Origin of the sequence: Segetibacter sp. 3557_3 (assembly GCF_004354985.1) — a bacterium.
Classification (GTDB): domain Bacteria; phylum Bacteroidota; class Bacteroidia; order Chitinophagales; family Chitinophagaceae; genus Segetibacter.
On the sequence record NZ_SMSK01000014.1, the window covers coordinates 22,358 to 38,829 of the forward strand.

Sequence of the window (16,472 nt, forward strand, 5' to 3'; positions counted from 1 at the left end):
TGGGTAATGCTATTGGGCAGTTCAGACCCTTGCTTATAAACAAGAGAACATCAATCGAAAACACTTTGGGCCACCCCGTAACAATCGCTGCTTAAGCTATGTTCCTTATTTTTACGTAAACAACAATTATGAGGTCTTTTGTAGAGCTGGTGTTTTTGCTGATTGGTGTCAGCAGTTTTGCCCAACCTTTTCCAGACAGCGAAAAAGACGGCCGGTACATAACCGTTAACGGTGCAAAACTCTGGGTCGTTACGGTGGGTAAGGGCGACCCGATGATCCTCGTGCCCGGCGGCCCTGGAGGCGTGCACCTCGGGCTACGCCGGTTCGATACCCTGGCTAAAAATCACCAGCTCATATACTTTGATGGTTTTGGCAGAGGCAAGTCTGACACCGCAAAGCAGCTAAGCGAATACACCCTTGAACGCGATATAGAAGATATTGAAGGATTACGCGTAGCGCTTCGTTTCGATAAGATCAACCTGCTCGGACATTCGTATGGCGGACTGGTAGCACAAGGCTATGCCATCAAATATCCATCAAGGGTAAAACACCTTGTGCTTGCAAATACGTTTCACAGTTTTTTAATGTGGCAGAAGAACGACGACAACAGCAACCATGAAATCAGGACGAACTATCCCGAGGTATGGGACTCGCTAATGAAAATACGGGAAAGAGGTTATGTGTCAGCCGACCAGTTACACCAGGATATTTATGGCCTGGTACCATATGGATTTCTCTATGCCTACAATCCCGAACACTTCAAAGTAAGAGGAGCAAAACCCTACCCGAACCGAATGAACACAAGACTGTACTACCAAATGGTTGGCAGGGATGGCGACTTTATCGTAGGGAATGATATCGGCAATTTTGATTTTCGTAAACAGCTGGCATCACTTAAAATGCCGGTATTGATTTATGGGGGACGATACGACCGGGTTGCAGTGCCAGAGATGATGGTAAAGTATAAAACCTATTGCCCGCAGGCACAGTTCGTCATGTTTGAACAATCGGGCCACAACCCCCACGTGGAGGAACCTGGCAAGCTGTTTCCACTGTTACAATCTTTCCTGAAACAGTAGCGGCCAACTAACAAGTCACGAACGCTAATTCAAAAAGATTAGTAGCCTTATACCCCGGGAACCACGATCATTTGTGTAGTTGCATTTCGCTGGCGTATTTCACGGGCTCTTGCATATTCGGGCGAGTTCCACCATGCTTTTGCTGCGGCTACATCCGGGAACTCGAGCACCACTACCCTTCCCGGTGCTTCGTTGCCCTCCAGCACTTCAGCTTGTCCGCCCCTGACAATAAACTTACCGTTAAAGGGTAGCAGCGAAGCTGGAGTTAACTTTTTGTAATCCTCATATCCTTCAGGATTATGGATGTTTACATTCACGATTACGTATGCTGGCACAAGTTGATGTTTAGATGAGCTTTTGGATTGCTAAATTGGGTTAGTAATCACGGGGGTCTGATTGCAAAAGAGCATAAATCTCAGAGTCGATGAAACGCCCGTTGAAATAGAAGTCTTCACGAAAGTAGGCTTCTTTAACAAAACCGGCCTTCAACAGTAGTTTTCTTGAAGCTTCATTTCCCGGGTTGATGTTTGCAATCATACTATGAAAGCCAAATTGATTAAAACCCACCCCAATGATCTTTTGTAAGGCTTCAGTAGCAAGCCCTTTGTTCCAGAATTCAGGCATGAGCATATAACCCAGTTCCGCCCTGGCGTTCTGTTTGTCTATCTGGTGAAAAGCAATCGTGCCGATCAGGCGGGGGTCTTCCTTCAGCGCTATTGCCCACACAATTGCGGTGTTCCGTGCTATGCCATCCTCAATCGTTTGAATATACGCATGCACATCATTCAAATCCTTTGGTGAATACCGATCGAGGTACCGCATCGCCTCATCATTTGTTCGAAGCAAGAAGAGCCTTTCATCATCTCCAGGCAGTATGCCACGCAGGTGCAGGCGATGGGTGGTCAACTCCGGAAAGGGACTAAAGTTCAGGTTGAGCATGATGGCAAATAAGGGTAAATATAAAGAACGTTGCACAATTCCGCTCGCCATTGCCGTGTTGCATAACCCGCTACTGATTTAGTTTGGCGCCACTTCAAAATCTCCTGACTGCACCGGACCAGTACCATAGGCAATCCGATCCCCTTTGTTATCAATGATCGTAAAGCCAACCACATCAGGTGTGCCTTGTTGGGCCCAGCTTTGTTATTGGCGATCATCAACCAATACTTGAAGCCTTTTGCATGTGTTGCAGTTTGTCCGTCGTACTTGCAACGACCTGTAAGATAAATCGTGGGGTTATGCTTGCCATAGCTGTTGATCAGTTCAATAGATGTTGCGGTGAAAATGCCGTTCTGACCATCGGTGAGGTCCGCCCTGATCGTCAGGTTTGTTAACACAGGATAGTCGTTAACTGCCGGATCAAAAGCAACATCGATTCTAACGTCAAATTTACCTGTCGGCGCCGGTGAACCCGTGCGGCTCTGAATAAATATGGTGCCACCGCCTTTTGCGTGGGACCTGGATGATACATGCATAGCCGGGATACTTGTGTACATTGTATTAATTTTTTGCGTTTAATAATACATGCAAGTTTGCTCCGGTTACAAGCCGGTACAAGGGTATAACTACGCAAAATGTTTAGCGGCTTTCCGCAGGTAGGAAGGAAGTCCTTATCGTGTAATCTGATAATCCATAGGGTTACCCGGCATGCGTCAGCAAGCAGCTTGTATAAAGGCTATGGGATAAACAACACCAAGGAAATTTTGACATAAAAAAATCCCCCCGGCAAACCGGGGGGACAACAACTAAAAACACATAAAAGGAAAAACTGTCTGGCTAACACCGGGCCCTACAGTTCATAAGCTAATCGGGTTTTTTTCCATCAAGAAAGGTGTTGATGGAATTGATTTCCGACTTATTATTTTCATCCGTTTTAACGGTGTACTTACTGTAAAAATTCTCTACCGATGTAAGTGTACTGCCAAACATCTCCATGTTACGGCGAATGTAAGCTGGCACAGCTTCAAACTCACTATTAGGATCAGCAGCATTCATGTTAAACGACAGGTTACGCAACTTTTGAATACGCTCCGCTGCCCTGCGCTTTTGGTCATCAGCTTCATCGGTGGCCGGCTGCTCTTCAGGAGCTTGCGGCTGAACCATAACTGCCGGCTTCGCTTCTTCAACCGGCGGCTCGTCTTTCAACACCAGGGTTAACTCCAATTCGGGAGCATCAGCTGGTGGCGGAGGCGGCACCTCCCTAAAGTTATTTACCGGCTCAGTTGAGGAAGCCGAAGTATAAATGTTTGATGGCTTTGAAAGAAATCCCGTACCCGGACGAACAGGTTGCTGCTCATTCCGGCGCTGGTTGCCTTCCCTGTTTTCTTCTGCAGTCACCACCTTAATCTTTTGAACGGGCGGTGGCGCTGGTGCAGGCTCATCGGTTTCGGGTCTGAGCTCAAGGCGCATACCCATCTCGCTTTCGGGCTGGGTTTCTTCCCTTGCAGGTTGCTCAGAAGGCATTTGCAAAGTCATGCGCTCTTCACCAGCTTGTGCAGGCGTTGCCGGGGCTGCAGGCTGCGAAGCAAAAGGTTGTGCAGGTGAGTCTTCACTCAGCCTTGGTGCAAACGGGTCCTTTTCAACAGCAGGAGCGGTTGCCTTGCTATATAATTTTTTCTCTTCATCCTGTACCCCAAGTGTCATTACGATCTTTTCTTCACGCTTAACCTCTTTTACGACCAGCGGCTCACGAAAAGGATCTTTACCTTCAAAACCGGTAGCGATGATGGTAACGCCGATTTTAGTACCAAGGGTTTCATCGAAGCCGATGCCTTTTATTACGTCGGTATCTTCACCGGCTTCCTGGCGCAGGTAACTCATAATGGTATCTTCTTCATCCATTGTGATTTCATGTTCACCTTCCGATGAAGTGATGTTTACAAGGATCCATTTTGCACCCCTGATCTCGCTGTCGTTCAACAATGGAGAGTTTACCGCATCTTCAATCGCACGTTGCGCGCGATCTTCACCTTCTGCAACTGCACTGCCCAATATGGCAACACCACCATTGCGCATTACGGTGCAAACGTCTGCAAAGTCAACATTAATCTGGCCATTGCTTGTAATTACATCGGTTATACATTTAGATGCAGTCGCAAGAATGTTATCCGCTTTGCTAAAAGCCTCGCGCACTTTCAAATTGCCATATTGGTGGCGAAGTTTATCGTTTGAAATCACCAGTAAGGTGTCTACATTTTCCCTGAGTTGTTGTATTCCTGCTTCCGCATGACGCATCCGTTTTGGCCCTTCATTACTAAAAGGTGTTGTAACAATACCAACGGTAAGTATACCCAGGTCTTTACAAATTTTAGAAATGATTGGCGCCCCACCGGTACCGGTACCACCACCCATGCCCGCAGTGATAAACGCCATTTTTGTATTCACTTCGAGTATACGCTTAATTTCTTCCAGGCTCTCTTCTGTTGCTTGCTTACCGATCTCGGGATTTGCTCCCGCTCCAAGACCTTGCGTAAGGTGCGGCCCGAGTTGTATTTTGTTGGTCACCTTACTGTTTGCCAACGCCTGCGCATCGGTGTTACAAATGATGAAATCAACACTGTCTATATTTTGGAGGAACATGTGGTTTACGGCATTGCCACCGCCACCACCAACGCCTATCACCTTAAGGATAGACGACTTCTGCTTAGGCAGATCAAAATGTATCATAATCTGAATTTAAAGTGGGTGTATGTGTTTGTTGTTGTTTGTGTTTCAAAGTCAAAATTCAAAAGTGAAAATTCAACTGAAAGCCACACCAAAAATGGTTTGGTGCTTCAGATGAATTCATCTTTTTTGCTTGCCGAGCAAACCCCGTTACATTGTACGTCGACGAGTTGAACGCTGTAGTACAAGTGTGCGACCGCCAGCAAGTTGGGGGCACGGCGCAACGATGTTCCAAAGAGTTACCGCAGTTGGGTCCAAAAAAATCTTCAACTAAACAGGGCTAAAGGCGTAGTGCTAACCCGCTAGTCTTCAATCCAGATGCGCCATCTTCTCTGCGGTTCTTCCGCAATCCGCCAATCCGCAATTCGCTAATCACCCTCTGCTCCTCCCCTTCTCTGCGGTTCTCCAATCCGCAATCCGCCTATCCACAATTCGGTAATTCTCCCCTCTGCGCAACCTCTTTTTCTCCCCTTCTCTGCGGTGTGTATCCATCCGCAATCCGCCAATCCGCAATCCGCTAATTGTCACCCTCTGCACAACCTCTGCTTCTCCCCTTCTCTGCGGTTCTCCAATCCGTAATCCGCTAATCCGCACTTCGCTAATCACGTCCTCTCCGCGCCAACGTCTGCTCCTCCCGCCTCAGCAGTTCTCTAATCCCCAATCCACTAATCCGTAATTCGCTATTCACCCTCTGCGCAACCTCTGCTTCTCCCCTTCTCTGCGGTTCTCCAATCCGTAATCCGCTAATCCGCACTTCGCTAATCACCTCCCCTCCGCGCCAACCTCTGCTCCTCCCGTGTCAGCAGTTCTCTAATCCCCAATCCACTAATCCGTAATTCGCTATTCACCCTCTGCGCAATCTCTGCTCCTCCCCTTCTCTGCGGTTCTCCAATCCGTCATCCACTAATCCGTAATTCGCTAATCACCCTCTGCGCAACCTCTCTTTCTCCCCTTCTCTGCGGTTCTCCAATCCGTCATCCGCCAATCCGTAATTCGCTAATCACCTTCTGCGCAACCTCTCTTTCTCCCCTTCTCTGCGGTTCTCCAATCCGTCATCCGCCAATCCGTAATTCGCTATTCGATTACCTCAGGTCCTGGTCGCCTTCTTCCTTAAACAATTCAAGCAGGTTATTCTTAAACTTGTCCCAGAACTTTATTCCTTTTCTTGCTTTGGTATTGATCTTTTCTTCTACAAACTCAACAGCCTTTGGCTCCACCGTTTCTTTTACAAGTTGCCCCGGAACTTCAACACGATTGAACGTTTTTTGAAATTCTTTATGCTTGTGCTCATAGTCGCTGCATCCCTTTAAGATGAGCCCGATACAAGTGCTGTACATTGGCTTGTTCAACTCGTCGATGTGGTTCGGAGCAAGGTGTGCATTTGGATAACCGATGCGCGCATAAAGCCCGGTTGAAAACTCTGTTAGTTGGATCAGGTGTTTAAGCTGAGAACCCCCACCGGTAAGTATGATGCCCCCGTTCAACACCCTGCTATCTAGGCCTACCTGCTTCAGGTGATACGTTACAAAGTCAAGTATCTCGCCCATTCTCGCTTGTATGATGTTCGCAAGATTTTTTACACTGATCTCTTTTGCAGGCATTCCGTTCATACCCGGAATGGTAATAAAGGCATTTGCTTTTGCCTCATCAGCGAGTGCACTTCCAAATTGCACTTTCATGGCTTCGGCTTGTTGCTTCAATACACCAAGGCCAGTCTTGATATCGTTGGTAATGTTTTCACCACCAAATGGAATTACAGCAGTGTGCTTTAAGATGCCTTCGTAAAACACGGCAAGGTCACTGGTACCACCGCCAATGTCAAGGATTGCAACACCTGCTTCCATATCCAGTTCATGCATTACCGCCGAAGCTGAAGCGAGGGGTTGCAGCACGAGATCTTTTGTTTTCAACCCGCTCTTATCCACCGCCCGGTTGATGTTGCGGATGGCGTTTCGATCGCCTGTTATAATGTGAAAGTTAGCGCCGACTTTAACCCCGTTGTAACCGATGGGGTTACTAATGTTCTGAATATTATCGACAGTAAATTCCTGTGGAATAACATCGATGATCTGGTCACCTGCAGGTATAAATGTTTTCCGTTGGTTTTCTATGAGCATCTCAATTTCCAGCTGCGATATTTCGTTTTCGGAGTCCTGGCGAACAATGTCTCCACGCGTTTGAAGACTTTTTATATGGTGACCGGCAATACCCACATACACCTCGCTGATTTCAAGATCGGGGTTGCTTTCATAACAGTTTTTAAGGGCCATATGAATGGCGTTGATGGTCTGCTCGATATTGAGTACCTGGCCGTGTTGTACCCCGGTACTGTTGGCCTTACCGAAACCCAAAATCTCCAACTTACCAAACTCGTTTTTTCGACCGGCAATGGCAGCAATTTTGGTAGTACCAATGTCCAGGCCTACAATGATTGGTAATTCGTTGCTCATATATGTGCTTTTTTAATTGTTGTTTTTAGTTATGTTTTATCTCCTGCTATGTTTGTGCTGCGCTGCTAATGTTCTTGCTTCGGCATTACTGCCTTTGGTGTTTTGCTGCTGAGATCGCGCTCCCTGCTTGCGGGTTCGCGCTCTTCTTTATTATTATTTACCCCTGCCGCTATATCGCTATTGCGGGATGCCTGCTTACCCGGCACAACTCCCGACCTTGTATTTCTTGCAGGCTCCTCCTGCTGCATGTTCCGGTTATCCTGCATCAAACGCTCATAAGCGGCTTTTGCTTTCACGCTGTCCACCATTGATGAACCTTCACCCTTTCTTGTTGCAACCACCTGCCCATTAAACTGCACATCAATTTTCGAATACTTCTCAAGGCCCACCTTGGTCCAAACTTCCTGATAGAATGTGTACAGCCGGCTAAACTTCTCTTCATAGTCCTCCGGCCTTCCGAGTACCACCACATGGCTGCCTATTGTTGGTATCATTTCAAACGTACGGTTTGGGGTTATGTCTACCTGCGCCACCTGCGCATTCCAAAACGCATCCTTCCTGATGAACACCGCAAGGTCTTTAATCGCCACCAGCAGTGTACTGTCTACCGGTTTCAGTTTTCTCGCTTCTGTTGGAAAACCTGAAAACATGGGTACCCGAACAGTCACCTTATCACTTGTTGGCAAACGTTTACAAGCAGTATCCAAGTAGAAGGATGAACCTGATTTCGTAAATACCCGGGCTACGGGTTCACGCTCTTCCACCAGCACGTTCAATACCTCATCACTATCAAAGAACAACTCTGCGTTCAGGATCCAACTGTCGTTTTCAATTCGGTTTTCGAGTACCAGCAGGTTGATATCATTTTTATTTTTTCCTTGCAGTTTCCCGTTTGCATTGAGCAACCTTGTCACCTCTTTTTCGTCGATGAAGAAGTTGCTGCTGCTGCCACTGAGTTCTACCTTAACCCCGGTGCAAATGTTTGCGTTCTTTTTTGTTACCGCAGCAATCATTAATACCAGTCCGGCAAGCGTCAGCAGCACCCAGCCCCCCATATGCAATCTTTTTTTCCACAGCTGGTTCATAGCATTACGGTTTACAGCATTGCTTTAATTGGTTGCACCAGTGCATCAATATCGCCTGCACCTGCTGTTACCAGCAAATGGGGTTTGTTTGCCTTAATCCAATCCTGCAAGGCTGCCTTGTTTAATACCTGCCGGCTTTCATTTTTCATACTCTGTAAAATCAACTCGCTGGTAACCCCTTCAACAGGTTGTTCCCTCGCGGGGTAAATGGGCAGTAAGATTACCTCGTCTGCCATATCCAGGCTTTGTGCAAATTCAACCGCAAGGTCTTTCGTGCGACTAAACAGGTGCGGTTGAAATACGAGCACCATCGGTTGCTGATAAAGGCTTTTTACACCAGTTATCAACGCCTTCAATTCCTCGGGATGGTGTGCGTAATCGTCGATAAACACCCGGCCACTTTCTTTGATGATGAATTCAAACCTGCGCTTTACGCCCTCGAAACTTTTAACTGCTGCGCGTATCTTCTCATCGCGGATGTTAAGCCTTTTCGCTATGGTGATTGCAGGAATAATATTCTCTACGTTGTGCAATCCTCCCATCTGCAATACAATATTATTGAGGTGCCAGTCGTTACTGATAACATCAAAAACGTAAGCGCCATCCAGAACCTTTACCTTTTCGGCATAAACGGTCGCACCGGCATGGTTAAGCGAATAAGTAAGGTGTTCAGCCGCCTGAAAAGCTTCCGCTTTATTCAATCCATGTTTACTGATCAGGCAACCTCCGGGCTTCAGTTTTCCCGCAAACTCAACAAACGCTTTTTCAACTTCTTCAGGGGTACCATAAATATCGAGGTGGTCGGGATCCGTTGCACTGATCACGGCGATATCGGGAACCAATTTCAGAAAAGACCGGTCATATTCATCTGCCTCAAGCACACATACATTCCGCGCATTGCTCCAGAAATTGGTTTGGTAGTTTGTAGATATCCCGCCGAGAAAAGCATTACAGCCATATCCTGAATGACGAAGAACATGTGCGATCATGGTTGAGATCGTTGTTTTACCATGAGTGCCTGCCACGCAGATATTAAAAGAACTCTCGGTAATAATCTGCAATACGTCGCTACGTTTTACCACCTTATAACCATGTTCCCAGTAATACATTAATTCAGCATGGTGAGCAGGCACTGCAGGTGTATAAACAACCAGGTCTACTTCCTTTGGTATAAGTTCAACGTCCTCTGTAAAATGAATACTTGCGCCTTCAGCAACCAATGCATCAGTCAGGGGTGTTTGCGTACGGTCGTAACCGCTTACCACTGCCCCAAGGGAAAGAAAATATCGTGCAATTGCACTCATACCAATGCCACCAATCCCAATGAAGTAGAGGCGTTGTATCGTTTTAATTGCAGTCATTCTTTATTCAACTTTTAATTCGAGTTACGTTCTTTTGTAGTGTTTGCAGCCAGGTTTGATAACACCTGTGTTGCTACCACTTCGTCGGCATTTGTAATAGCAAGCCTCGCAATGTTCTCCTTGAGCTCCTGTTGAAGCACCTTGTTTTTTGCAAGGGCGATCAGTTGAGGAACAAGCTTTTCTTTTACCTCCTTGTCGGCAATAACCAGCGCTGCATTTCGATCCGCCAGGTGTTTGGCATTTACGGTCTGATGATCTTCGGCCGCAAAGGGATACGGAACAAAAATGACCGGCTTACTAACCACGCATAGTTCCGCAACGGCCATAGCGCCCGCACGTGAGATTACCAGGTCGGCAGCAGCATATGCCGTTTCCATACCGGTGATAAATTCACTGGTATAAACATTATGATAGCCTGTTGACATCGTTCTGTACACCTCGGCATTTGTTTTACCGGTTTGCCACATCAACTGAAGGTCGGCGTCGGCCAACTGACGCAGGCTGCTACCAATTGCGTCATTAATACTTTTGGCACCCAGACTTCCACCCACGATCAACACTGTAGTTTTGTTGGTGTCTAGCCCAAAAGACTGTATCGCATCGTGCCTGCTTACACTTAGTTCAGTTATACTTTTTCGTACAGGGTTACCCGTAATGGTAAGCCTGGCAGCAGGAAAAAACTTTTCCATACCATCACTCGCCACAAAAACCCGGGTTGCCAGCCTACCCAGCATAATGTTGCTTTTTCCCGCAAACGAATTGCTCTCATGAATAAAAGTGGGCACACCTTTAAACTGTGCTTGTTTCAAAACCGGAAAACTGGAGTAACCACCTACGCCAATTACTGCATGAGGTTTAAACGCTTTAAATATTTGCCTCACCTGCCAAAAACTTTTTAAAAGCTTGAAAGGAAGACTGATATTTTTTATCAAAGAGCTTCGGTTGAAGCCGGCAATATCCAGCCCTTCTATCGGGTAGCCTGCCAGCGGAACCTTTTCCATTTCCATTTTTCCTTTTGCACCAACAAACAAAATGGTTATCCCCGGGCGTTGTTTTTTCAATGCATTTGCAATTGCAATTGCCGGAAAAATATGTCCGCCTGTACCACCACCAGCTATTATGATCCGTAGCTCCGCCTCTGGGTCACCGGTGCTGTTTACCATACTACGTTGATCATTTTCCTGCATCCTCTTTTTATGTTTTACCGCATGTTTTTATATGCCCAAATTGTTGTTCTAAACTCCGGGATCTTACGATCACCTAAGCGATTGCCGGCGTTTCCTCCCCGTCTTCTTTCTTACCCTCGTCCTCCTGAGCAATAGCAACCGGCGACTCAAGTTTCTCAACGTTACTTGCAACACTTAAAATGATACCAATGGCGGCACATGTGAACAAAAAGGAACTGCCTCCCATACTTACCAACGGTAACGTTACCCCTGTTACAGGAACAAGATTAACCGTAACAGCCATATTAGCCATTGCCTGGATTACCAGGGTAAAACTTAAACCCATTGCCAGGAATGCACCAAATGCAAAAGGGCACCGCCTGAAAATACTGATACATCGCAAGAGGAAAACGAGGTAAATAAATATTATCACCCCTCCTCCCATCAGGCCATATTCTTCAATAATGATGGCATATATGAAATCTGAATAAGGATGCGGCAGAAAGTTTCTTTGCTGGCTGTTCCCTGGTCCCATTCCAAATACCCCACCTTTTGCAATCGCAATCTTCGACTGTTGCACCTGGTAAGGTGTTTCATCTTCTTTTGCATAGATAAAGTCCTGTACGCGTTTGATCCAGGTGCCTACGCGTCCAACTGATTTCACCTGCTCTGCTACACCGGTATTTCTGCCGTCCATCGTATCGGCCTTATCGGTATAGGTAGCCACCGCAACCAGCACCAGTACCAGCAATGGTATCATTGCAATACCGATGGTTGCCAAAATGTGTTTTGTATTTACCCTTCCGATAAACATCAGGATAAGACTTGTAGCGCCGACCAACAATGCCGTAGAAAGGTTAGCCGGGGCGATCAATGCACAAATGATCCCCACCGGAACAATGAGGGGAACAAATCCTTTTCTAAAATCTTTGATCACATCCTGGGTACGGCTAAGCTGGCGTGCCAGGTACATAAACAGGGCAAGCTTTGCAAGGTCACTGGTCTGTATCGTCATCCTGATTACCGGTAGCATGATCCAGCGACTGCCTTCGTTGATACGCGCACCAAAGAAAAACGTGAATATGAGTAGCGGTATGGATGCAAGAAACAGGTATAAGGCGATACGTGAATACAGGGTATAATTAATCCGGTGTGCGAAATAGATGACAATGATACCGGTAACAATAAAGGCAAACTGCTTGAAAAGATATACTTCGTTGTTGCCCTTATACATCTTGTACGCAAGTGATCCGGTTGCGCTATAAACCACCAGCAACGATGTTACCGCGAGCAGTATTACAATGCCCCAGATGTAGCGATCACCTTTGGTACGCTTAAGCAAACCGCTGCCAAAGGTTTCCATGGCAGGCATGTCTGAAAATTTTATGTCTTTAAGATCACTCATGAATACACATCTATTTATAACTCACGCACAGCTGCTTTAAACTTCTGTCCACGGTCCTCATAATTTTTAAACAGGTCGAAGCTTGAACAAGCAGGGCTAAGCAACACTGCCTCACCTTTTTCAGCCAGCCTGAATGCACTCTTAACCGCATCGGTGGCATTATCGGTATCAATGATTGTTGGTACCACATCTTTAAAGGCCTGGTGAATTTTTTTATTATCAAGACCCAGGCAAACGATTGCTTTTACCTTTTCCCTGACCAGTTGTTCGATCAGCGAATAATCATTACCCTTATCAATACCACCGAGTATCAGAACAGTACGCTTATTCAAACTTTCCAAGGCGTACCATGTGCTGTTCACATTGGTCGCTTTGCTGTCATTGATGAATTCAACCCCCCTGACCGTTGCTACGTGTTCAGAGCGATGTTCCAGGCTCTCAAAAGTTTTTACTGCCTCTCTTATTTTCTCCTTCCTTATGCCCAGTATATAGGCGGCGATCCCGGCGGCCATGGTATTGTGTTGATTGTGTTTCCCCTTCAAAGCAAAATCATAGATGCTCATGCTTACACGCTCTTCTTTAATTCTTAGCATCATCTGATCCGCTTTGATGTAGCCTCCTTTTTTTACTTCCTGTTTCATGCTAAATGGCAGTTGGGTTGATATTATTTTACGATATTGAATTTGCTCCATGATCACCTCATCGTCCAGGTTATAGATGAAATAATCACCCGGGCCCTGGTTCTGAATTATCCTGAACTTGCTGTTGATATAATTTTCAAACTTGTAATCATAGCGGTCTAGATGATCTTCCGTTATATTGAGCAACACGGCTACATCTGCTGAAAAATCGACGATATCGTCTAATTGGAAAGAACTAATCTCTGCTACATAATACTGCTTTGGGTCTTCGGCAACTTGCTTTGCAAAAGAGTAACCAATGTTCCCTACCAATGCGCAATCAAATCCTGCAGTTTTAAACATATGGTAGGTTAATGCAGTTGTGGTGCTTTTACCATTGCTTCCCGTTATTGCGATGATCTTGCTTTCTCCCTTAAACCGGTAAGCCAACTCTATCTCACTAATTACCGGGATCCCATTTTCACGTACTAACTGTATCAGCTCATTTTTGTCAGGTATTCCAGGGCTTTTTACAATCTCACTTGCGCTAAGAATTCGTTCTGTATTGTGACCACCTTCTTCAAATGCAATGTTGTGATTGATGAGTTCAGCCTTGTACTTTTCCGCTATTATCCCCTTATCGCTAACAAACACCTCATAGCCTTTTAGCTTACCCAGGAGAGCGGCCCCAATTCCACTTTCTCCACCACCGAGTATCACCAATTGATGCCTGGGATCAATTGAAGAGGTACTGCAGGTATTAGCGCTGTTGTCCATTTGGTTGATTATTGCCATTGTTTTTGATGCCCGACGTTGGTATTACCTGATCTTTAAACTCATGATGGAAAAGACAACACATAGGATGGTCACGATCCAGAAACGCACAGCAATTTTACTCTCATGGTATCCTTTTTTCTGATAGTGATGATGCAGTGGACTCATCTTGAAGATTCGCCTGCCTTCACCATATTTGCGCTTGGTGTATTTAAAATAGCTCACCTGTAAAATCACACTTACCAACTCTATCAGGAACACAAAACAGATGATCGGTATCAACAATTCCTTTCTAACAATTATTGCAAGCGCGGCAATGATGCCTCCTATTGCTAAACTACCGGTGTCGCCCATGAATACCTGCGCTGGAAAAGCGTTGTACCATAGGAAGCCTACACATGCACCAATAAATGCCGCAATAAAAACACTTAGCTCATCAAGATTCGGGATGAACATAATGTTGAGGTATTCCGCCATACGCAGGTTGCCACTCACGTAAGCAAAAATGCCAAGGCATATCCCAATTACAGCAGATACACCTGTCGCCAGGCCATCAAGCCCATCGGTGATATTCGACCCATTTGAAACCGCGGTGATGATAAATGTCACAATCAATATGAAAAGAACCCATGTATACTGCCGCAATCCTTCGGGCAACAGTTTACTATAATTGAACTCGTGATTTTTTACAAAAGGGATGGTTGTAATGGGGGTTTGTACGGTAACAAACCGGTGCACCTTGCCATTCAGAACCCGTGTTACTTCGTCTTTCTTACGCTCTCCCGGGCGAATGGCCTCCGATGATTTTTGTGATATGATTTCGCGCTCAACGGTTACACTCGGACTGAAGTACAGGGTTGCTCCGACAATAATCCCAAGCCCCACCTGTCCAAGAATCTTAAACATACCCGCCAGCCCATCAGCGTCGGTCTTTTTATAATTGATCCCTTTTTCCTTTGCAATTTTTTTGGCTTTCAACTTCAGGTAATCATCTATAAAACCTATGATACCCATCCATACCGTACTTAGCAACATCAAACGCACATAAGTTTTTTCGAGGTTGGCAAAGAGCAACGTGGGGATGATAATAGCAAGCAAAATGATGATACCGCCCATAGTTGGCGTACCCTTCTTTTCCTGTTCACCCTGCAAACCCAGGTCGCGCACGGTTTCTCCAATCTGCTTTTTGCGCAGGTAGTTGATCAATCGCTTACCGTATACTGTAGTTATAAACAGCGACAGAAAAATCGCGAGCAACACACGGAAGCTGATGAACTGTAATAACCCGCTACCGGGAAATTTTAGCCCTTCTCTGGTCATCCATTCATAAAGGTGGTACAGCATAATATCTTTGGCACATAGACGACGGTCTATGTTTATCTATTCTTTGGTTCACCCAATCACTTTTCCAACTCTTCAAACACTTGTTTCAAAATCTCCTTATCGTCAAAGGGTTGTTTTACTCCTTTGATCTCCTGGTACTTTTCGTGCCCTTTGCCGGCAATCAGTATTATGTCTTCCGGTTGCGCGAGACTAATCGCTTTTCTGATGGCCTCACGCCGATCTACTATTGAAATGGACTTTCGTCTTGCTGCGCTTCCGAGTGTTGTTTGCATATCCGTCAGTATCTCCTGCGGATCTTCACTTCTTGGATTATCGCTGGTGAAGATCACCTTGTCGCTGTACTCGCAGGCAACCTCGCCCATCACAGGTCTTTTCGTGGTGTCCCTGTCGCCGCCGCAGCCAACAACCGTAATGACCTGTTCGTATCCTTTCCGAAGTTTTTTAATGGTTTGCAGTACATTTTGCAAAGCATCGGGAGTATGTGCATAATCGACGATACCGATTATCTTACCCGGACTTATGATATAATCAAATCGGCCCTCTGCGCCGGTTAAAATGCTTAGTGTTGTCAATACCTCTTCGCCGTTTTCTCCCATACAAATCGCTGCACCATACACTGCCAGTAAATTGTAAGCATTGAACTCCCCGATCAACCTAAGGTGAACCTCCCTGTCGTTAACCGTCATGACCAAACCAGTAAGGCTATTCTCAAGAATCTTCCCCTTAAACTCGGCCATCGCTTTCAGACTATAATAAAATCTTTTTGCAGCTGTATTCTGCAACATCACGGTACCACGCTTATCGTCGAGGTTAGAGATAGCAAACGCAGAGGAGGAGAGTTCATCGAAAAACCGCTTCTTTACTTTGATGTACTCATCAAACGTTTTGTGATAGTCCAGGTGATCATGTGTAATATTTGTGAACAGGCCACCGACAAACTGCAGTGCAGTAGTTCGATGCTGGTGAATGGCGTGGCTGCTCACTTCCATAAATACGTGCGAACATCCTGCTTCCAGCATTTGGTTTAACAGCGCATTCAAACTCACCGCGTCTGGGGTGGTATGGGTAGAAGGCAGCACCTTATTACCCAACTGATTTTGCACCGTGCTGATCAATCCACAATTATATCCCAGCCTTGTAAAAAGTTTGAACAATAACGTTGCTACTGTTGTTTTTCCATTTGTTCCGGTTACCCCAATTAGTTTCAAGCGGCTGGAGGGAAGACCATAAAAATTATGGGCTATATGCGCCACCGCTTCATTGGAGTTGCTTACCTGTAGATAAGTTACACCTTCAATGATGTTAGCAGGCACGTCTTCACATACCACAGCCACTGCACCTGATTGTATCGATTGCGCAATAAACGCATGACCATCACTCAGCGCTCCTTTGATAGCGATGAACAACGCTCCGGGTTTGATTTTCCGACTATCGATCTGTACGTCCAGCACATCAAGGTTTGTAGAACCCTGAACAGACTGCAACCGCACATGGTATAGTATGTCCTGTAGTTTTGCCATTTAAA

13 protein-coding genes are annotated in these 16,472 nt (G+C 45.9%); 1 reads left to right on the forward strand and 12 read right to left on the reverse strand.

Annotation, left to right across the window (positions count from 1 at the left end):
• Positions 1–128 precede the first annotated feature (128 nt).
• A complete protein-coding gene (locus tag EXU57_RS18100; RefSeq protein WP_133269656.1) occupies positions 129–1,079 on the forward strand; it encodes an alpha/beta fold hydrolase in 951 nt (316 codons plus the stop codon).
• A gap of 47 nt (positions 1,080–1,126) precedes the next feature.
• Here EXU57_RS18100 and EXU57_RS18105 read toward each other — a convergent pair whose 3' ends face one another.
• The 12 genes from EXU57_RS18105 to EXU57_RS18160 all read right to left on the reverse strand — a co-directional run bounded on the left by EXU57_RS18105 (position 1,127) and on the right by EXU57_RS18160 (position 16,467).
• Positions 1,127–1,414 (reverse strand): DUF1330 domain-containing protein, encoded by a 288-nt coding sequence (locus tag EXU57_RS18105; RefSeq protein ID WP_133269657.1) that lies wholly within the window; start codon positions 1,412–1,414, stop codon positions 1,127–1,129.
• Positions 1,415–1,454: 40 nt separating this feature from the next.
• Positions 1,455–2,018 (reverse strand): GNAT family N-acetyltransferase, encoded by a 564-nt coding sequence (locus EXU57_RS18110; RefSeq protein WP_165958199.1) that lies wholly within the window; start codon positions 2,016–2,018, stop codon positions 1,455–1,457.
• Complete coding sequence (locus EXU57_RS18115) at positions 2,006–2,575, reverse strand: hypothetical protein (protein ID WP_133269659.1); 570 nt, start codon at positions 2,573–2,575, stop codon at positions 2,006–2,008. The genes EXU57_RS18110 and EXU57_RS18115 overlap by 13 nt, the downstream gene beginning before the upstream one ends.
• A 307-nt stretch (positions 2,576–2,882) precedes the next feature.
• Entirely contained in the window at positions 2,883–4,745 is a 1,863-nt protein-coding gene (gene ftsZ, locus EXU57_RS18120) for a cell division protein FtsZ (RefSeq protein ID WP_133269660.1), read from the reverse strand.
• Between the two features lie 1,079 nt (positions 4,746–5,824).
• Positions 5,825–7,192, reverse strand: coding sequence for a cell division protein FtsA (gene ftsA, locus EXU57_RS18125; protein ID WP_133269661.1), 1,368 nt, complete (start codon positions 7,190–7,192; stop codon positions 5,825–5,827).
• A 65-nt stretch (positions 7,193–7,257) separates the two neighbouring features.
• Positions 7,258–8,277 carry a cell division protein FtsQ/DivIB gene (locus tag EXU57_RS18130; protein ID WP_133269662.1) on the reverse strand — a complete coding sequence of 340 codons (1,020 nt, stop codon included), beginning with the start codon at positions 8,275–8,277 and terminating at the stop codon, positions 7,258–7,260.
• An 11-nt stretch (positions 8,278–8,288) separates the two neighbouring features.
• Positions 8,289–9,638, reverse strand: a complete 1,350-nt coding sequence (gene murC / locus EXU57_RS18135) for a UDP-N-acetylmuramate--L-alanine ligase (RefSeq protein WP_133269663.1) — start codon at positions 9,636–9,638, stop codon at positions 8,289–8,291.
• Between the two features lie 14 nt (positions 9,639–9,652).
• A complete protein-coding gene (gene murG, locus EXU57_RS18140) occupies positions 9,653–10,825 on the reverse strand; it encodes an undecaprenyldiphospho-muramoylpentapeptide beta-N-acetylglucosaminyltransferase (protein WP_243745643.1) in 1,173 nt (390 codons plus the stop codon).
• A 73-nt stretch (positions 10,826–10,898) separates the two neighbouring features.
• The gene (locus tag EXU57_RS18145) at positions 10,899–12,209 is read right to left on the reverse strand and encodes an FtsW/RodA/SpoVE family cell cycle protein (protein WP_133269664.1); all 1,311 of its coding nucleotides are present in this window, start codon (positions 12,207–12,209) and stop codon (positions 10,899–10,901) included.
• 14 nt (positions 12,210–12,223) lie between these two features.
• Positions 12,224–13,624, reverse strand: coding sequence for a UDP-N-acetylmuramoyl-L-alanine--D-glutamate ligase (murD, locus tag EXU57_RS18150; protein ID WP_243745644.1), 1,401 nt, complete (start codon positions 13,622–13,624; stop codon positions 12,224–12,226).
• Between the two features lie 24 nt (positions 13,625–13,648).
• Entirely contained in the window at positions 13,649–14,947 is a 1,299-nt protein-coding gene (gene mraY, locus EXU57_RS18155; RefSeq protein WP_133269665.1) for a phospho-N-acetylmuramoyl-pentapeptide-transferase, read from the reverse strand.
• A gap of 56 nt (positions 14,948–15,003) precedes the next feature.
• A complete protein-coding gene (locus EXU57_RS18160; protein WP_133269666.1) occupies positions 15,004–16,467 on the reverse strand; it encodes a UDP-N-acetylmuramoyl-L-alanyl-D-glutamate--2,6-diaminopimelate ligase in 1,464 nt (487 codons plus the stop codon).
• Positions 16,468–16,472: the final 5 nt, after the last annotated feature.